Here is an 18405-nt window from a genome sequence, read left to right on the forward strand (position 1 = left end):
GGGAAAGGGCGCGTGGAATACTGCCCGCATGGCCCCATCCCGCAAGAGTCCCGCCCGCAAGTGTGCGGCCCTGCTGGTAAGTGCGCTGCTCGGCGCGGCGTTCGCGCAGGTGGAGATTCCCGCGCTGCCCCCGGCGCCCACACCTGCGCCGGTCCCTACCCCGGCACCCATGCCCGCCCCCGAGCCGGTGCCTGCGCCGCCCCTGCCAACGCCACCGGCCCCTGCGCCCGAGACTCCCTCACCACCCGCGCCCCAACCCACACCCCCGGCCCCCGCACCGGCCAAGCCTGCTCTCACAGCGCCGCTGCTGATCACGGTGCAGGCGGACTGGCCCGCGCTGGTGGACGGCAAGAAGACGACCGTCCCCTTCACCCGCACGCTGACGCTGCCGGGCGAGCGGGTGGCGCAGCTCCGGGCGCGGGGCGTGATCACGGAGAGCCTGGACGCCGATCTGAAGAAGTTCCTGGCGGGCCTGCCGCAGCAGCCGCAGGACGCGCGGTTCGAGAACCTCTGGGACGGCTGGGCGGTCGTGCAGCACAACGGGCTGAAGGTGGACGAGGCGCGGACGCGCGCCAACGTCCTGGCCGCGCTGAAAGACCCGCAGGGCGTGAAGGCCGCCGTGGTGGTCAGCGGACAGGTCGCGCCGAAGCGCACGCTGGATTTCTTCGCTTCCCGGGGCATCACCGCGCACCTGGGCACCGGCGAGACGAACTACTACGGCAGCAGCGCCGCCCGCGTGACCAATATCCACGTCGGCACCCGCAACTTTCAGGACCGGCTGGTCGAGGGCCAGGTGGTGTCCTTCAGCCAGCTCATCGGTCCGGTCACCACGCGGCGGGGCTACGTGACGGGCCTGGTGATCGCCGGGGAACGCACCGCCGACGGGGTGGGCGGCGGTATCTGCCAGGTCAGCACCACGGTCTTCCGCACGCTCTACAGCGCGGGCCTGCCGATCATCGAGCGCCAGAACCACTCCTATCAGGTGCATTACTACGACCCGCAGGGTCTGGACGCGACCATCTACCAGCCGCACCTGGACCTGAAGTTCGCCAATGATACGGGCGGCGCGCTGTGGTTCCAGGCCGACTGGGACGACCAGGAATCGCGCCTCACCATCAGCGTGTTCGGCCGGGCACGCGACTACACGGTGGAAATCGGGGCGCCGAACACGCTGAGCAGTACGCCCCCCCCACCCGACCGGATCCTCCGGGACGCCAGCCTGCCCGCCGGGCAGCGCAAGCAGGTGGACTGGGCGGCACCCGGGGCCGTCGTCGAGGTCACGCGCAAATTCGTGCGGAACGGTCAGACCTTCAAGCAGGACACCCTGAAGAGCAGTTACCGGCCCTGGCCGAACATCTTCCTGGTCGGTACGGGCAGCTAACCGCGCCGTACAGGAGAGAGGGGGAGGGCAAGCACGCTCTCCCCCTCTCCCCTGTTCCTACTCCTCGGCGGCGTAGCCCAGCAGGTCGAGAATCCGGTCCAGTTCCTCGCGTGAGGCGTAGTTGAGTTCCACCCGGCCTTTGTCCTCGCCGGTGATGCGGACCCGGGTGCCGGTGCGGCGGCTGAGGTCGAGTTCCACCTGCCGGTAGGGCCGGGGGGGATTTACGGCGATGGGGGCCGGGGCGCGCGCCCCACGGTTCAGGGCCTCGGCCTCGCGGACGCTCAGGCGGCGGGTGCGGATCTCGCCCAGCGCCCAGGCCCGGTCACCTTCCGGCTGGGCGAGGATGGCGCGGGCGTGCCCGGCGCTGATCTCGCCGCTCTCCAGGGCCCGCAGCGCGGTGTCCGGCAGGGACAGCAGCCGCAGCGCGTTGGAGATGGTGCTGCGGCCCTTGCCCACGGCCTGCGCCACGCCCTCCTGGTTGAGGCCCTGATCGAGCAGCGCCTGATAGGCCCGCGCCTCCTCCAGCGGCCCCAGGTCCTCGCGCTGGAGGTTCTCGATGATGGCGATCTCCAGCGCCTCGCGGTCCCCCAGGTCGCGGATCAGGGCGGGCACCTCGCTGAGGCCCGCGAGCTGGGAGGCCCGCCAGCGCCGCTCGCCCGCCACGATCTCGAAGTTCTCGCCGCGCGGGCGCACCAGCAGGGGTTGCAGCACGCCCTTCTCGCGGATGCTCTGGGCGAGTTCGGCCAGCGCCTCCGGCTCGAAGACCTGCCGGGGCTGGTAGGCGGCCTGAACGATCCGGTCCACCCGCACGTTCTGCACGGCAGTTCCCGCCGGGGCGTCCGCCGCCTGGGGCCGACTGAGCAGGGCGTCGAGGCCGCGCCCGAGGCTAGATTTTTTCGACACGCTGCATCACCTCCTCCGAGAGCCGCTTGTAGGCGGCCGCGCCGCTCGACAGGGGCGCGAAGGCGCCAATCGGTTTGGCGAAACTGGGGGCTTCCGAGAGGCGCACGTTGCGCGGCACCACCGACCAGAACACCAGCTCCCCGAAGTGCTGGCGCACCATCGTCTCGACCTCCTGCGCGAGGTTGGTCCGGCCGTCGAACATGGTGATCGCCACGCCCAGCACCTTCAGGCGCGGATTGAGGCCCCCCTGCACGCGCTCCACCGTCTCCATCAGGCCCGCCAGGCCCTCCAGCGCGTAGTACTCGGCCTGGAGGGGAATCAGCAGCGCGTCGGCGGCGGCCAGCACGTTCACGGTCAGCGGCCCCAGACTGGGCGGCGCGTCGATCAGGGCCAGGTCGTACCCCTTCACGCTGGCGAGCAGCCGGGCGAGGGCGTCCGGATCGTCCGCGAGTTCCACGCCCGCTCCGGCGAGGTCGGGGGTGGCGGGCAGCACGTCCAGGCCCGGCTGGGAGGTGGGCAGCACGAACTCGGCCACCCGGCCCGGTTCGCCCAGGGCCTCGTACAGGCCCTGCTCCGCGCCGCGCAGCCCCAGGCCGCTGGTGGCGTTGGCCTGGGGGTCCATGTCGAGCAGCAGCACGCGGCGCCCGCCCGCCGCCAGGTACGCGGCGAGGTTGATGGCGGTGGTCGTCTTCCCCACCCCCCCCTTCTGATTCACGACTCCGAGGGTCTTCACGTCGCCTGCCAGAATAACGGCTTGCGGTTCGGCACGCCTTCCCGCCGGGGGTACCGCTCGGGGGTGGAGGCGGTTTTCTCGATGATCACCAGCGTCCGGGCGTCGCCTGCGAGCGGCAGCGTGAACGGCTCGGCCGCCCGCACCTGGCCACCCACTTCGGCGGCGGCGCGAGTTCCGGCCTCCAGCTCCTCCGGCGTGAGCGGCCCTTTCTGGGCCACCAGCAGGCCGCCCACCCGCAGGAACGGCAGCGCGAGTTCCGCGAGGACCGGCAGTGCGGCGACCGCGCGGGTCACCACCCGGTCATACCGTTCCCGCTGCTGGGGATCACGGCCCAGGTTCTCGGCGCGGCCGACCAGCGGATGAACGTTCTCCAGCCCGAGCGCCTGGGCCGTCCGCTCCACGAACTCCACCTTCTTGCGGGTGGCATCCAGCGGGACGATCTGGAGGCGGGGCTGCACGATGGCGAGCGGGAGGGCCGGAAACCCCCCTCCGGTGCCGAGGTCCAGCACCCGCTGCTCCCCGTCCAGCCACCCACCGCGCAGGCAGGTCAGCGAGTCCACGAAGTGTTTGAGCACGATGTCGCGCTCGTCGCGCAGGGCCGTCAGGTTGAGCTGGGCCGAGCCTTCGTTCAGCAAGTCCAGCAGTTGCCCGAAGCGGTCCACCTGCTCCGCTGTCAGGTCCAGGCCGAGTTCCTTCGCCCCCTCCAGCAACAGGGCGCGTCCTTCCGGCGTCACAGTCCGTACTTCACTTTCATCGCCTGGTAACGCTCGTACACGTGTTCATCGATCTCCTCCAGCGGTAGGGCGTCCAGCAGCGGCACCAGCCGCTCACGCAGGACCTCCCCCCGCACCATCCACTGAAAATAACTGCGGCCGCCGTGGTGATAGGGACCGTAGAGCCGCGACCCCGGGCACCAGTCCAGCAGACACCCGAACAGCCGCTCATGCCGCAGATGCATTCGCACCGTCACCTGCGGCTGTTTGCCGTCGCCCCCGAAATGACCTTCCCCGATCAGGACGCCCAGGAAAATTCCGGTTTCAAATGCTGTCGGCTCCAACTCCGCCTCCTGTTTCACTGTCAGGTTTCCCGTGAAACGCCCTCGTTCCGCCGCAGATGCACCAGGAGGGCGCTGATATCGGCGTGCCTTACTCCGGGAACGCGGGCGGCCTGCTCCACCGTCGCCGGTCTGACCCGCTCCAGCTTCTCGCGGGCCTCGTTCGACAGAGCGGTGATCCGGCCGAACTCCACGCCCTTCAGGCTCAGCTCCCTGGCCCTGTTCTCGGCAGTCAGTTGGCGCTCGGCGCGTTCGATATAACCGGCATACTTCACCCGGATGGCCACCGCCTCCCGCTCCTCGGTGGAGAGGGAAGGGAGCGTGAACCCCAGTGCTTCCACATCCTCCAGTCTGAACTCCGGGCGGCGCAGCCAGGCGTCCCCCGGCTGCCCCTGAACGCGCTGCGTTTGCAGCGACCGTATCCCCTCGGACACTCGCTGGTACTTGGCCTGCACGGCCTGCCGCGTCGCCTCGTCTACCAGCCCCAGCTCGAACCCCAGCTCGGTCAGGCGCTCGTCGGCGTTGTCCTGGCGCACGACCAGGCGATGTTCGACCCGGCTGGTCATCATGCGGTAGGGTTCATCACTGCCTTTGAAGACCAGATCATCCAGCAGCACCCCCAGATAACCCGTTTCACGTGAAATCTGAAGCTTGGCCAGTCCCTCCGCGCGGCGTGCGGCGGCGGTTCCGGCCACCAGTCCCTGGGCCGCCGCCTCCTCATACCCGCTGGTGCCGTTGATCTGGCCCGCCGTGAAGATGCCCGGCAACAGGCGGGATTCGAGGTTGAGGGTCAGTTCGGTGGAATCCACCACGTCGTACTCCACGGCGTAGGCATACCGCTGGATGACGGCGGCCTCGAAGCCGGGGAGCGTCCGGACCAGCCGGTCTTGCAGCGCGGGTGGCAGACTGGAGCTGAACCCCTGGAGGTACACCTCACTGGTCTGCACGCCGTCCGGTTCGACGAAGAGCAGATGGCGGTCATGGTGGGCAAAGCGCACCACCTTGTCCTCGATGCTGGGGCAGTAGCGCGGCCCCAGGCCCGCGATATCTCCGGCGTACATCGGGGACTCGTGCAGGTTCTCCTGAATCAGCCGGTGCGTTTCGGGGGTCGTGTGTGTCTGCCAGGTGGGGGACTCGGCCGCGCGGGGACCCGGGCGCCCCGTGAAACTGCGCGGCTGGGGATCGGCGGGAATCTCCAGCAGGTCCGCGAAGCGCACCGAGTCGGCCCGCACCCGTGGGGGCGTCCCGGTCTTGTAGCGTTTGAGAACGTGCCCACCACGCGCCAGCGGCTCACTCAGGAACCGCGAGGGCGGCTCCCCCTGACGGCCTTCGGCCCGGGAGTGGCGACCATACCAGGTCACGCCGCGCATGAAGGTGCCCGCCGCGATCACCACGCTCCGGGCGTGGAGGCGGCGGCCATCCGTTGTGACCACGAACCAGCCGCCCTGCCCATCGGCCTCCAGATCGGCGGCCTCGCCGCGCACCACGTCGATCCCCAGGTGGCCCAGGATCACCTCCTGGGCGCGTTCGGCGTAGGCATCGCGTTCGTTCTGCACGCGCAGGGACTGCACCGCGGGTCCCTTGCTGGCGTTCAGCACGCGGGTATGAATCGCGGTGTCGTCGGCCAGGCGGCCCATCAGGCCCCCCAGGGCCTGCACCTCGAAGACCAGTTGGCTCTTGCCGGGGCCACCCACCGCCGGGTTGCAGGGCATCCGGCCGATGGTGGCGGGATTGCCCACCAGCAGGGCCGTGCGGGCAAACTTCGCGGCGGCCCAGGCGGCCTCCAGGCCCGCGTGTCCCCCACCGATCACGATCACGTTCCAGCCGCTCATACCAGCCGGAAGTGTAGCAGTGGGGGAGAGGCGGGCATTCCGTCCCTGATCACGGTACTCGGACCAGCAGAAAGGCCGCGCAGCCATTAAGCTCCAGGTATGGACTTCGAAACGCTGCGGGCAGACCTGATCGGCACCGACGCCGTGATCGTCACGCCCTTCGGACGGCGGCGCGTCACCTACGCCGATTACGTGGCCTCGGGCCGGGCCCTCCGCAGCGTGGAGGAGCGGATGGCCCGCCTGGCCCTCCCGCTGTACGCCAATACGCACAGCGAGGACAGCGCGACTGGAGCGCATTCCACCCACCTCAGCCACCAGGCAGCGGCGTACGTGAAGGCGCAGCTCGGCGGGGACCAGACGTGCAAGCTGGTCTTCTGCGGGTCCGGGAGCACCGCCGCCGTCCGCCGGATGCAGGACATCCTGGGCCTGACGGTGCCGCACGCGCACCGGGAAGCGGTGCTGGCCGCCCTCCCCGAACGTGACCGCCCGGTGGTCTTCGTCGGCCCCTACGAGCACCACAGCAACGAGGTGAGCTGGCGCGAAACCATCGCGGAGGTGATCGAGGTGCCGCTGTGTCCGCGCGGGAATCTGGATCTGGACGCGCTGGTGCGGCGGCTGAAGGACCCGGCGCTGGCGGGCCGCCCCAAGATTGGCTCCTTCAGCGCCGCGAGCAATGTCACCGGGCTGCTGACCGACACCCGGACCATCGCCCGCGTGCTCCACGCGCACGGAGCGTTCGCCTTCTTCGATTTCGCGGCGAGCGCGCCCTACGTGCAGATCGACATGAAGCCGGGGCAGCCCGACGGCTACGACGCGGTGTTCCTGAGCCCGCACAAGTTCGTGGGCGGCCCGGGGACCCCGGGGCTGCTGTGTTTCCAGGCCCACCTGTACCATCTGGCGGTGCCCAGCGTGCCGGGGGGCGGCACCGTGCAGTACGTCAGCCGCACCCGGCACGACTTTGTTGACGACATCGAGGCGCGCGAGGACGCGGGGACCCCGGCGATCCTGGGCAAACTGCGAACCGCGCTCGCGTTTCACGTGAAAGAACAGCTCGGGGTGGAGCGCCTGACCGCCCGTGAACATGAACTGTATGCCCGCGCCTGTGCCCGGTTGGGGCCGAACCCCCGCGTTCAGCTCCTGGGCAACCCGCAGGCGTCCCGGCTGGCCTTCCTGTCCTTTCTGATCCGGCCGGACGGCGAAGACCGCTTCCTGCACCCCCGGCTGGTCGTGCGGCTCCTGAACGACCTGTTCGGGATTCAGGCGCGGGGCGGCTGTGCCTGCGCCGGGCCGTACGGCCACGCCCTGCTGGCCATTGACGATGCCCGCAGCGTCCGTTACGAGCAGTGCATCCTGGGGAATCTGAACGGCCTGAAACCGGGCTGGACGCGCCTGAACCTGGCGCCCTGGGCAACGGACGAGGAGGTGGAGTTCCTGCTCGCGGCCACCGAGTTCATCGCGGCCTATGGGGAACGGTTCCTGCCGCTCTACACGCTGGACTGGCACAGCGGCGCGTGGAGCCACCCGCAGGACGGGGCACCCGCCGACCTCTTCGGGGAGACCTTCCCCGAGCGGGAGGAAGGCCCGGTCCCCTACGCCGACTATCTGGCGCAGGCCCAGGCGCTGGCGACCACCCTGGAAGTAGGAGAGGGGCGGCCTCTTCCGGAGGGGGTGCCCCAGGATCTGGTCTTCTTCACGTATTGAGGGGCCGGGCCGGAGGCCGTGACGCCCGGGGCGGGCGAACGGCTAGAATGCCTAACGAGCGTTTGCTAGACATATGTTGCCTGGAGAAAAGGCAGAGGCTGCCAGTGGGCGGCATTCTGCCCCGGCGCTCAGGAGGCCCCAATGATTCAGCCGTTCACGTCTGACCCCTTGCAGTGGGTCGCAGAAGACGGCCGTCCAATCCGGGAACTGCCCGCCCGCTTCACCCCCGGGGTGCTGCGTGACCTGTACCGCGAGATGGTGCGGGCGCGGGAGTTCGACAAGAAACTCGTCACCCTGCTGCGGCAGGGCCGCACGACCTTCTACGCGCAGGCCAGCGGCATGGAGGCCACCCAGGTCGGCCTGGCCCGCTCCATCCGGGCCGGGCACGACTGGGTCTGGCCGTATTACCGCGACCACGCGCTGGCGCTGGCGCTGGGCGTGCCGATGCTGGACCTGGTCAGCCAGTGCCTCGGCACCAATTCCGACCTGTGCCGGGGCCGCCAGATGCCCCACCACTTCGGGGCGGCGCGGCAGAATCTGGTGTCCATCAGTTCGTCTATCGCGTCGCAGGTGCCGCCTGCCGCGGGAAACGCGATGGCGCAGAAGTACCTCGGCGTGGACGAGATCACCGTCTGCACCTTCGGGGACGGCGCGACCAGCGAGGGCGACTGGCACGCGGGCATGAACATGGCGGGCGCGGCCCAGGCGCCCTGCCTTTTCGTCTGCGAGAACAACCAGTGGGCGATCAGCACCAACCTGCGTGCCCAGACGGCCAGCGAGAACATCCACATCAAGGCCAAGGCTTACGGGATGCCGGGCTACTACGTGGACGGCAACGACATCGTGGCGGTGATCGAAGTGCTGTCGCAGGTGGCCGAACAGGTGCGCGCCGGAAACGGTCCCGCCCTGGTCGAATGCCTGACCTACCGCATCGGTTCGCACAGCAACGCCGACGCCGACGCCGAGAAGAACTACCGCACGCGTGAGGAAGTGAACGCCTGGCTGGCGCGTGATCCTATCGTGCGCGTGGAGCGGCTGCTGGACCATCTGGGCGCTCCCGTGAGTGCCGAGGAACGCGCCGACCTGATCAGCGCGGCCCACCGCGAGGTGGACGAGGCCGTGCTGAAGGCGGAGGCCAGCGGGCAACCCGACTGGCGGATCATGTTCGAAGACGTGTACGCGGACCTGCCGGTCCATCTGCGCGAGCAGGCCGCCTTCCTGCGCGCCGAGCAAGAGGGGGTGCAGGCATGACGGCCACCCAGTCCAAACCGGCGGCCAGCGGCAGCGCCGGGGAAACGCGCACCCTGACCCTGATCCAGGCGATCACCGAGGCCATGCAGGAGGAACTCGCCCGCGACGAGCGCGTGGTCGTGTTCGGGGAGGACGTGGGGGCACGCGGCGGCGTGTTCCTGGCGACGGCGGGCTTGCAGGAACAGTTCGGCCAGAAGCGCGTTTTCGATACCCCGCTCTCCGAGGCGAGCATCGTCGGGGCAGCGGTCGGGATGGCGGTGCGCGGTCTGCGCCCCATCGCCGAAATCCAGTTCGCGGACTACATGGGGCCGGGCTTCGACCAGATCATCAGCCAGGCGGCCAAGATTCGTTACCGCAGCGGCGGGCAGTTCAGCGCGCCCCTGGTGATCCGCACGCCCTCCGGCGGCGGCGTGAAGGGCGGGCACCACCACAGCCAGAGCCCCGAGAGCTACTTCACGCACACCCCCGGCCTCAAGGTCGTGATGCCCAGCACCCCCTACGACGCCAAAGGGCTGCTGAAGGCCGCCGTGCGCGGGGGCGACCCGGTGATCTACTTCGAACCCAAGCGCCTCTACCGCGCCGTGAAGGGCCAGGTGCCGACCCACGACTACACGGTCGAACTCGGCAAGGGCGCCGTGCGCCGCGAGGGGACCGACCTGACCATCATCGGCTACGGCGGCGTGATGCCCGACGCCGAGAAGGCTGCCCAAGCGCTGGCCGCCGAGGGCGTGCAGGCGGAAGTCATCGACCTGCGCTCGCTGGTTCCCTGGGACCGCGACCTGGTGCTAACCAGTGTGGCCAAGACTGGCCGCGCGGTGCTGGTCAGCGAGGCCCCGCGCACCTCGAACTTCATGGGCGAGGTGGCGTACGTGATTCAGGAGCACCTGTTCGACCAGCTCCTCGCGCCGGTCATGCAGGTCGCGGGCTTCGACACGCCGTACCCTTACGTGCAGGACAAGGTGTACCTCCCCGGCGCGAACCGGATCGCGGCGGCCTGCGTGCGGGCGCTGAACTACTGACGCCCCGCATGAAACCCGACTTCCTGCGTCCCCTGCTCGGCCTCCTCGGCCTGGCCATCGGCTTCGGCGTGTACCCGCTCGCGGAGCGTGCGCCGCAGCCCTGGCCGGGCGTGCTGATCGGCGCGATGTTCGTGTTGCTGGGCGTGGGCGCCTGGCTCTACGCGCGGGGCGAACGCTGGATTCAGGTGCTGGGCGCCGCGCTGCTGGTCTACGGCCTCCTCCGAATGTTTCTCATCCGCTGACGGCTGATCGCTGAAAGCGGACAGCTTCTCCCACCCACGAGGTCCCGAATGAAAGAAGTGCTCCTGCCCGAACTCGCCGAGAGCGTGGTCGAGGGCGAAATCCTGAAGTGGCTGGTGCAGGAGGGCGAGACGGTCGCCCTGGAACAGCCCCTCTGCGAAGTGATGACCGACAAGGTCACGGTCGAACTCCCCAGCCCCTTCGCGGGCGTTCTGGAGCGGCGGCTGGCCCAGGAGGGCGACGTGGTGGCCGTCCACGCCCCCATCGCCCTGATCGCTGAACCCGGCGAGGCGGCCCGTGGGGGAGGGGAGAGCGTTCACAACGCGGCGGCCAGCACGGCCCCCAGCGCCACCCAGGCCATTCAGGAAACGGGCGAGAATCCCACCACCACCGACGCCACTCTGCCGACCCAGGCCGCCGAGGAACGCGAGCAGGTCGGCGGCAGCATCGTGGAGGCCGGGCACGCGGCCGCGAAGAGTGACGACGATGCGAGCCTCTTCAAGGCCTTTTCCTCCGACGAGACGGTGAAGGTGCAGGGCCTGGGGACACGGGGCGCCAGCAGCGGGGGAACGGCGGTCCTGACCCGCCCCGCCCAGACCAGCGCGCCCGTCCGCCCGGATGGCCGCGTCCTCGCCGTGCCCGCCGCCCGCCAGTTGGCCCGCGAACTCGGCGTGGAGCTGGCGCAGGTCCAGGGGAGCGGTCCCAACGGGCGCGTGCGCGTTCAGGACGTGCTGGCGCACCAGCAGGGCCAGCAGGCGGCTCCGACTCCCGCACCCCAGGCGGCCCCCGTGTCTCCGGAGCCTCAACCTACCCCCGCGCCTGCCGCCAGGGGCGCCGGTGGAATGCCCGTCCCACCCGTGCAGTACCGCACCCCGAAGGGCTACGAGCATCTGGAAGACCGGGTGCCGCTGCGGGGAATGCGCCGCGCGATCTCCAACCAGATGCAGGCCAGCCACCTCTACACCGTCCGCACGCTGACGGTGGACGAGGTGAACCTGGACAAGCTGGTGGCGTTCCGCAGCCGCGTGAAGGACGAGGCCCTGGCGGCGGGCGTCAAGCTCAGCTACCTGCCCTTCATCTTCAAGGCGGTGGCGGTGGCCCTGCGCAAGTACCCCAGCCTCAACTCCTCCTTCGACGAGGCGACGGGCGACATCGTGATGAAGCGCTACTTCAATATCGGCATGGCGGTCGCGACGGACGCGGGGCTGACGGTGCCGGTGCTGCGCGACGTGAACCGGAAGAGCATCTTCGAGCTGGCGCGGGAGGTCAGTGACCTGGCGGCGCGTGCCCAGGCCGGGAAGCTCACGCCGGACGAGCTGGCGGGCAGCACCTTCAGCGTCACCAACATCGGCTCCATCGGGGCGCTGTTCTCCTTCCCAATCATCAACGTGCCGGACGCCGCCATCCTGGGCGTGCATTCGATTCAGAAGCGCCCCATCGTCAACGAGCAGGGCGAGATCGTGGCCGCGCACATGATGTACCTCTCCCTGAGCTTCGACCACCGGCTGGTGGACGGGGCCGAGGCCGCCCGCTTCTGCAAGGAAGTGATCCGGATGCTGGAGAACCCCGACCGACTGATGCTGGAAGCGATGTAAGAGCCGCCAGCGACCAGCAGCCGCCAGCTTTGAGCCTCTTGCTGGCGGCTGGTCGCTGATCGCTTTGCTTTTTAAACTCTCATCATGGGGGCGTCAGGTTGACCCGGTAGTGTATTTGTTCACAGGACGTGCGCGGCAGTTGCGCGCCTGAAGATTGGATACAGTGACCCCGATGATCCGCATCCGCACCCTCGCGTTCCTGACGCTGCTCGCGCTGGCCTCCCCGGCCCAGGCGCTGAAGCTGATCGTCTGGGACCGCGAACTCCAGACCAAACTGGGGTACGGCGAAACCAGCGGGGGCCGGATGACCGTACAACTCGTGCAGGACTACAGCGGCCCAGTGGTCGCCCTCTTTTCCCGTGAGGAAGACGAGAAGGCCCGCAGCCTCTACCCCAGCCTGCAAAGCCGCTACGACGGCACGCTGAAGGCCGGGCAGCTCACGCTGGACGTTCAGAACACGCCCGTCACGCTGGCCAAGTTCCTGAGCGGCCTGAAGCTGAACCTGGTCCTGCAACCGGTCGGGCAGGTGTTCATCCTGCCGGGCCTGCGGAGCGTGACCGACCCCATCCTCAACCGCACCGACCCAGGAGGCCGCTGAATGCTCGCCCAGATTCTCGTGGTGGAGGACGACCCGCACCTCGGGCCGCTCCTCAAGGACTACCTTTCCGCCGATTACCAGGTCCAGCACGCCGCCACCCTCAGAGACGCGCAGGCGTGGCTGGGCACCCACTCGCCGCAACTGATCCTGCTCGACCTGAACCTGCCCGACGGCGACGGCCTGGATCTGGTGCAGGCGCTGCGGCAGTACGCCAGCACGCCGGTGCTGGTGCTCTCGGCCAGAAGCGGCGTGCAGGAGCGGGTCGCGGGCCTGAACGCGGGCGCCGACGACTACCTCACCAAGCCCTTCGCGATGCCGGAACTCGACGCGCGCATCACGGCCCTGCTGCGCCGCACCGCCGCCGGGACGGGCGTGAACCTGGGCAACACCAGCCTCTCGACCAGCAGCCTGCTCCTCACCGTGAACGACAAGAACGTGAACCTCACCGAGCACGAGGCGCGCATTCTGGAACTGATGATGCGCACGCCCGAGCGGGTCTTCTCGCGTGCGGACATCGAGGCGCACCTGTACGGCTGGGAGACGCCGAACAGCAACAGCGTCGAGGTGCGGATTTCCCAGCTCCGCAAGAAGCTGGAGCAGGCGGGCAGCGACCTGCGGATTCGGACCATCCGCAATGTCGGATATGTGCTGCAAACGTAAGACTGCCCGAACTACACTCCGGCCATGACCCCGACCGCCGCCCCCCCTGCGCCCGCCCGCCGGGGTGGGCCGCGCCGCTTTGGCGGGACTGTCCCGGAGGCCGCGTGAGAAGCGCGCGGGTCGCCTGGCGGCACAGCCTGCGCTTCCGGCTGGCGCTGGTGTATACGCTGGTGGCGCTGGCCCTGATCAGCATGATCGGCCTGGGCGTGATGACGCTGCTGCTGCGCCAGATGGATTCCCAGTTCCAGACCCGGCTGAATGAGCGTGCGGACACGCTGGCGGAAGCCTTTCTGGGAGGCGGGCAGAACCTCGGGAAGTCGCCGGGCGGCGCGGGCACCTACACCATGATCATCGACGAAAAGGGCCAGGTGCTGGCCGCCACCCCCAGCCTGCGCCAGTACGAGAAGGCCCCCTTTCCCTTCGCGGGACAGGCGGAGGTGCAGCTCAACGGGTCGCCCGCCCGCACCGCGACCCGCAAGCTGGGCGACTTCGGCACGCTGTGGATGGCGCTGCCCGAAGACGCCCTGGTCGACGCCCGCCAGAGCGCCACCCGCGCCCTGCTGCTGGCCCTGCTGGTCACGCCGGTCCTGATGCTGATCGCGGGCTGGTGGGTGGGCCGCCGCGCCCTGGCCGACCTGGGCGCCGCCGCCGACCTCGCCGACCGCATCGACCCCACCCGCAGCGTTGCCACCCTGCCCCTCCCAGCCCGCGAGGACGAGGTCCACCGCCTGCTCGCGGCGCTGAACCGGCTGCTGGTCCGCATCGAGGCGGTGCAGGCCCGCGAGAAGCAGCTCCTGGGGCAGATCGTCCACGAACTCGGCGCGCCGCTGACCGTCCTGAAGGCCAGCCTGACCCGCGCCAGCGAACGCACCCACGATCCCGAGGTCATGCGGGCCGCCCTGGTCGCCGACGAGCTGACCTTTACCGCCCAGGACCTGATGCAACTGGCCCGCGGCCACCTGGAGATGAAGGTGGCGTGGCACTTCATTCCCGCCATGGCGCTGCGTGGGCGGCTCGACCGGCTGGTGCCGGGCACGGGCTTCGCGGGCGACTGGGGCGGCATGCTGCTGTGCGACCCCGACCGGCTGACCCAGGCGCTGCGCAACCTGCTCGCCAACGCGCGCCGCGCCGCCGGGCCGGACGGCACCGTCACCCTGAGCCTGACCGAAACGTCCGACCACGTGACCTTTACGGTGAGGGACAGCGGTCCCGGCCTGCCCGCCGAACTCGGGGAGCGTATCTTCGAGCCATTTATCAGCGGGAGCGGCAGCAGCGGCCTGGGCCTGAGCGTGGCGCGGCAGATCGCCCGGCTGCACGGCGGCGCCCTGACGGCGGGCAACGCGGCGGAAGGCGGCGCCGAGTTCGTCCTGACCCTCCCCGGCGCGGCCCTCGGCGACGACGAGGAAGAGGCGGCCCCGGCAGAAGCGGCCCCGAGCGCCTGACCCGCCCGCTATCCTGCCCGCGTGACCCTCACGACCGATCAGGCCGAACTGCACGCGCTGCTCACCCTGCGCTTCACGCCCGGCCTGGGTCCCCGGCGGACCGAGAACCTGCGGCGGCACTTCGGCAGCGCGGAGGCGGCCCTGAAAGCCCCGCTCACCGCCCTGCGGGACGTGCCGGGTCTGGACAGCAGATCGGTGGCGGGGATCGGCACGGCCAAACCGCGCGAGCAGGCGGAAGCCGAACTCGGCAAGGCGCGGCAGGAGGGCGTCACGCTGCTCGGACGCGGCCTCCCCGGCTATCCCCCCGCCCTCGAAGCCCTGGACGACCCGCCCCCGGTGCTCTGGGTCCAGGGTAACCTCCCCGACCTGGCGGTCGTGCCGCGTGCGGTCGGGATCGTGGGCACGCGCGGGGCCAGTCCCCACGCCCTCAGCCTGACGCGGACGCTGGCGGCGGACCTGGCGCGGGCCGGGGTGGTCGTCGTCAGCGGCCTGGCACGGGGCGTGGACACCGCCGCCCACGAGGCGAGCGTGGAGGCCGGAGGCGTCAGCGTGGGGGTACTGGGCAGCGCCGTGAACGTCATCTACCCCGGCGAGAATGTCGGCCTCGCGCGCCGCCTGACCCTGGTCAGCGAGTATCCGCTGGGCACCGGCCCCGCGCAGCATCACTTCCCGACGCGCAACCGCCTGATCGCGGCCCTCTCGTCGGCCACGGTGGTCGTGGAAGGCGAGCTGAGAAGCGGGAGCCTCATCACGGCCACGCACGCGCTCGAATGCGGCCGCACCGTCTTTGCCGTGCCGGGCCGCGCCGGGGACCCCCGCGCCGCCGGGCCGCACCGCCTGCTGCGCGAGGGCGCCGTGCTGACCGAGACGGCGCAGGACATCCTGAACGAGCTGGGCTGGGGAGACGCGCCCGCCGCGCCCACCCCCGACCTTCCCCCCGAGCAGGCCCGCACCTACGCCGCCCTGACCACGCCCGCCACCCTGGATGACCTGCAAGCGGCGACCGGCCTCGCGCTGCCTGACCTCCAGACCGCGCTGGTGATGTTGCAGCTCCTGGGGCTGGCGGAGGAGGTCGGCGGACGCTGGACGCGGCGGTAGGGGAGGGGAGAGGCCGGGACGCCCCACCAGAAAGGACCTGTCCCCTCCTCACGCGGGCTGTACAGAGATCACGCCGCTGAAGAATGGCGGCCAGCAACGGCTGCTCAGGGCTACAGGTCGCTGGTGTCGGTGGCCGCGTCACGGGCACCGGTCGGCATCCCGTCCCTGAACATCCGGTTCATGCCTTCCGCAGCCTCACGGTCCGCCTGATCTGGACCTTCGCCTTCCGCGCTGGCCTGGCTCTCCGACCAGGTTTCGCCCACGTCATACGTTTCGGTCCTGGCACCAGCAGCGGAGACGCCGTCGATGCCCCCCGCCTCCCCCGGCGCGCCCGCCTGCCCGGGAGTGTCCTCAGTGATCCCCCGCAGGCCTCCCGTGGCCGTCACTCCGTCGTCGGTCATGGCTCCCCCTTTCGGCATCAGCATAGGAACGGCGGACGCCGGGCGGTCTGAGGAGGGATGAAGGCCCTTTCACCGCGCCGCAGCTCCCCGGTGGAGGCCGGGCTGCTCAGGCGTGCTGCGGCCCATAATCCTTCTCCACGTCCACACGCGGCGGGCCGGGCAGGGTGACGCCTTCCCGCGCCTCCTCCAGCAACTCCGCCAAAAGCACCCGCAACCCCACCGTGAGTATCCCGCCCTCCCCGGCCACGCCGTCCGAGGCAGGATCGAGGGTCAAGCTCCACCCCCCGCCCGGCCAGGCCACCCGGGCAACCAGCCTCTCACCCCGGCCCAGCGCGGCGACCTCCAGATCATCGAGCCGGACGCGGACCCTGCCGGACGTGAAACGCACCTTCATGTGGGCAGTCTAGGCGCGTGGGATGCTGCGGCATGACCGAGCGCAATTTGAAGGGGGCGAGCCTGAAGGTGCTGGTGCTGGGCGGAACGCAGTTCGTGGGACGGCACATCGTGGAGGCGCTGCTGGGAGCCGGGCACCGGGTCAGCGTGCTGACGCGCGGGCGCACGCCTGACGAACTGCCGGGGAGCGTGGAGCGCCTGAAAGGGGACCGCGACGAGGGGAAAGCGGGCCTTGCCGCCCTGGAGGGCCGCACCTGGGATGCCTGCGTGGACGTGAGCGGCTACACACCCCGGCAGGTGCGCGTGAGTGCCGAGCTGCTGCGGGACGCCGTCCAACGCTACGTCTTCATCAGCACCGGCAGCGTGTACGCCGAGCAGCACCGTCACCCCATCCGCGAGGACGACCCCCTGCTTCCGGAAGCCGCCGAGGACGTGACCGAGGTGACCGGTGAGACGTACGGGCCGCTCAAGGTCACCTGCGAGCGCATCGTGGAGGAGGTCTACGGCGAGCGGGCCACCATCCTGCGCCCGCAGATCGTGGCGGGGCCGTATGACCCGACCGGGCGTTACACGTACTGGATCGACCGCGTGGCCGCAGGTGGAGATTTCCTCGCCCCGGGCGACGGCTCGGACTACGTGCAGGTGATCGACGCCCGCGACCTCGCCCGCTTTGTCGTGACCGTGCTGGAGGAGGATATTCCCGGCGTGTTCAATCTGGCCGGGCCGCGCCTGAGCTGGCGCGAATTCGTTGATGTCGCGCGGGAAGCGACCGGAGCGGACGCCCGGCCTGTCTGGGTGGACGCGGACACGCTGGAAGCGCAGGACGTGGGCTGGCGCGAGCTGCCCGTCTGGTTGCCGGTGGACAGCGAGCAGGGTGGCCTGATGGACATGAGCAGCGAGCGGACGCGGGCGGCGGGCCTGACCCTCAGCGATCCGCTGACCACCGCGCGCGACACCCGGACCTGGAGTGCGGGCCGCCCCCAGAAAACCTTCCTGACCCGTGAGCGCGAGGCGGAGGTGCTGGCCGCGCGGGAAGAACAGTGAGGCCATGAACACCGGCCTGAGCCTGATCTGGGGGCGCACGGTCAACATCGCGCACAGCGTCGTTGCGGCGCTGCCGAACGTGCTGCTGGCACTGGTGATCTTCGGGCTGTTCTGGCTGCTGGCGCAGGCGCTCAAGCGGCTGCTGCGGCGGGTGCTGCTGGACACCGGACAGTCAGCCAACGTGGCGCGGTCCCTCGGGCGGGTGCTGAGCGGCGCCGTCCTCACGCTGGGGGTGCTGGTGGCCGCGACGGTCATCTTTCCCGGCCTGAATGCCGCCACGCTCCTCAGCACGCTGGGCTTCGGCAGCGTCGCCATCGGGTTCGCGTTTCAGGACATCTTCCAGAACCTGCTGGCGGGCCTGCTGATCCTGATCACGCGGCCCTTCCATATCGGGGACCAGATCATCAGCGGTGATACCGAGGGCACCGTGGAGGACATCCAGATTCGCGCGACCATCGTCCGCACCTACGACAACCGCAAGGTCGTGATTCCCAACAGCGAGCTCTACACCAGCCGCGTGACCGTCAACACCGCTTACGACAAACGGCGGATGAGCGTGCCCCTCACGTTGCCCTACGGCCCGCAGGTCGCCAAGGCGCGGGAGGTGATCGCGAAGGCGGTGGGCAGCGTGGAGGGCGTGGAGCAGGAACCGGCGCCCGCCGTCGTCATCACTGACCTCACCTCGGGCGGGGTGGCGGTCAACCTGTGGTACTGGGTGGCCCCGCCGCAGCGCCGGGAAGTGGCCGTCACGACCGACGAGGTGCTGACAGCGGTGAATGCCGCCCTGCAAGACACGGGGGTGAACATCAGCCCGCCGCAGGGCGTGGCCGTCACCCTGGACCCGGGGCAGAGCAAGCCGCTGCGCGTGCAGGTGGAGGGTGAGGCAGGCCCGCCGCCGCCCACCCCCTCGCCGCAGGACAGGCCCCGGCAGGAATGAGGCGCCGTTCTCTCTCCTCCCCCTGGAGAGAGAACGGGAGCGTGGGGTATGCTGGCCGCGCAAGATCGAGCGGCCCGAATGAAGGGGGAGGTGCGCGTTATCACGCAGGAAATCTGGGCGGAC

19 protein-coding genes are annotated in these 18405 nt (G+C 70.0%); 12 read left to right on the forward strand and 7 right to left on the reverse strand.

From position 1 onward, the window contains the following. Positions 1 to 28: 28 nt before the first annotated feature. On the forward strand, positions 29 to 1381 hold the full coding sequence (locus tag E5F05_RS20965) for a VanW family protein (protein ID WP_129117683.1): 1353 nt from the start codon (positions 29 to 31) through the stop codon (positions 1379 to 1381). A gap of 57 nt (positions 1382 to 1438) precedes the next feature. Here E5F05_RS20965 and E5F05_RS20970 read toward each other — a convergent pair whose 3' ends face one another. Genes E5F05_RS20970 through mnmG form a run of 5 tightly spaced genes read right to left on the reverse strand, consistent with a single transcriptional unit; the run spans position 1439 to position 5903 of the window. Then, the gene (locus E5F05_RS20970) at positions 1439 to 2284 is read right to left on the reverse strand and encodes a ParB/RepB/Spo0J family partition protein (protein WP_129117684.1); all 846 of its coding nucleotides are present in this window, start codon (positions 2282 to 2284) and stop codon (positions 1439 to 1441) included. After that, positions 2268 to 3017, reverse strand: a complete 750-nt coding sequence (locus E5F05_RS20975; protein ID WP_129117685.1) for a ParA family protein — start codon at positions 3015 to 3017, stop codon at positions 2268 to 2270. Before E5F05_RS20975 ends, E5F05_RS20970 begins: the two co-directional genes overlap by 17 nt. Next, positions 3014 to 3751, reverse strand: a complete 738-nt coding sequence (gene rsmG, locus E5F05_RS20980; RefSeq protein WP_129117686.1) for a 16S rRNA (guanine(527)-N(7))-methyltransferase RsmG — start codon at positions 3749 to 3751, stop codon at positions 3014 to 3016. Before rsmG ends, E5F05_RS20975 begins: the two co-directional genes overlap by 4 nt. Further along, positions 3748 to 4074 carry a hypothetical protein gene (locus tag E5F05_RS20985; protein ID WP_129117687.1) on the reverse strand — a complete coding sequence of 109 codons (327 nt, stop codon included), beginning with the start codon at positions 4072 to 4074 and terminating at the stop codon, positions 3748 to 3750. Before E5F05_RS20985 ends, rsmG begins: the two co-directional genes overlap by 4 nt. A gap of 20 nt (positions 4075 to 4094) precedes the next feature. Beyond that, positions 4095 to 5903: a tRNA uridine-5-carboxymethylaminomethyl(34) synthesis enzyme MnmG gene (gene mnmG / locus E5F05_RS20990; protein ID WP_129117688.1), complete on the reverse strand. Its 1809-nt coding sequence runs from the start codon at positions 5901 to 5903 to the stop codon at positions 4095 to 4097. A 99-nt stretch (positions 5904 to 6002) separates the two neighbouring features. Between mnmG and E5F05_RS20995 the strand changes: the two genes are divergently transcribed. From E5F05_RS20995 to dprA, 9 genes are all read left to right on the forward strand, one after another. Further along, on the forward strand, positions 6003 to 7604 hold the full coding sequence (locus E5F05_RS20995; RefSeq protein ID WP_129117689.1) for an aminotransferase class V-fold PLP-dependent enzyme: 1602 nt from the start codon (positions 6003 to 6005) through the stop codon (positions 7602 to 7604). Positions 7605 to 7745: 141 nt separating this feature from the next. After that, positions 7746 to 8855 carry a thiamine pyrophosphate-dependent dehydrogenase E1 component subunit alpha gene (locus tag E5F05_RS21000; RefSeq protein ID WP_129117690.1) on the forward strand — a complete coding sequence of 370 codons (1110 nt, stop codon included), beginning with the start codon at positions 7746 to 7748 and terminating at the stop codon, positions 8853 to 8855. After that, complete coding sequence (locus E5F05_RS21005) at positions 8852 to 9874, forward strand: alpha-ketoacid dehydrogenase subunit beta (RefSeq protein ID WP_129117691.1); 1023 nt, start codon at positions 8852 to 8854, stop codon at positions 9872 to 9874. Before E5F05_RS21000 ends, E5F05_RS21005 begins: the two co-directional genes overlap by 4 nt. Before the next feature lie 8 nt (positions 9875 to 9882). Then, positions 9883 to 10116 (forward strand): hypothetical protein, encoded by a 234-nt coding sequence (locus tag E5F05_RS21010; protein WP_129117692.1) that lies wholly within the window; start codon positions 9883 to 9885, stop codon positions 10114 to 10116. 48 nt (positions 10117 to 10164) lie between these two features. After that, positions 10165 to 11709, forward strand: a complete 1545-nt coding sequence (locus E5F05_RS21015; protein ID WP_129117693.1) for a dihydrolipoamide acetyltransferase family protein — start codon at positions 10165 to 10167, stop codon at positions 11707 to 11709. Between the two features lie 172 nt (positions 11710 to 11881). Beyond that, positions 11882 to 12307, forward strand: a complete 426-nt coding sequence (locus E5F05_RS21020) for a hypothetical protein (RefSeq protein ID WP_129117694.1) — start codon at positions 11882 to 11884, stop codon at positions 12305 to 12307. Beyond that, on the forward strand, positions 12308 to 12967 hold the full coding sequence (locus tag E5F05_RS21025) for a response regulator transcription factor (RefSeq protein ID WP_129117695.1): 660 nt from the start codon (positions 12308 to 12310) through the stop codon (positions 12965 to 12967). Between the two features lie 104 nt (positions 12968 to 13071). After that, positions 13072 to 14409 carry a sensor histidine kinase gene (locus E5F05_RS21030; RefSeq protein WP_129117696.1) on the forward strand — a complete coding sequence of 446 codons (1338 nt, stop codon included), beginning with the start codon at positions 13072 to 13074 and terminating at the stop codon, positions 14407 to 14409. Positions 14410 to 14430: 21 nt separating this feature from the next. Then, positions 14431 to 15507 carry a DNA-processing protein DprA gene (gene dprA / locus E5F05_RS21035; protein WP_129117697.1) on the forward strand — a complete coding sequence of 359 codons (1077 nt, stop codon included), beginning with the start codon at positions 14431 to 14433 and terminating at the stop codon, positions 15505 to 15507. Positions 15508 to 15617: 110 nt separating this feature from the next. On the opposite strand, the gene E5F05_RS21040 is transcribed toward dprA, so the two are convergent. Further along, on the reverse strand, positions 15618 to 15908 hold the full coding sequence (locus tag E5F05_RS21040; RefSeq protein ID WP_129117698.1) for a hypothetical protein: 291 nt from the start codon (positions 15906 to 15908) through the stop codon (positions 15618 to 15620). 106 nt (positions 15909 to 16014) lie between these two features. Next, positions 16015 to 16302, reverse strand: coding sequence for a hypothetical protein (locus tag E5F05_RS21045; protein ID WP_129117699.1), 288 nt, complete (start codon positions 16300 to 16302; stop codon positions 16015 to 16017). Between the two features lie 32 nt (positions 16303 to 16334). Here E5F05_RS21045 and E5F05_RS21050 point away from each other — a divergent pair, with 32 nt between their 5' ends. After that, on the forward strand, positions 16335 to 17345 hold the full coding sequence (locus tag E5F05_RS21050; protein ID WP_129117700.1) for an SDR family oxidoreductase: 1011 nt from the start codon (positions 16335 to 16337) through the stop codon (positions 17343 to 17345). A gap of 4 nt (positions 17346 to 17349) precedes the next feature. After that, the gene (locus E5F05_RS21055) at positions 17350 to 18282 is read left to right on the forward strand and encodes a mechanosensitive ion channel family protein (protein ID WP_129117701.1); all 933 of its coding nucleotides are present in this window, start codon (positions 17350 to 17352) and stop codon (positions 18280 to 18282) included. The last annotated feature ends 123 nt before the right edge of the window (positions 18283 to 18405 follow it).

Source organism: Deinococcus metallilatus, from assembly GCF_004758605.1.
GTDB classification, from domain to species: domain Bacteria; phylum Deinococcota; class Deinococci; order Deinococcales; family Deinococcaceae; genus Deinococcus; species Deinococcus metallilatus.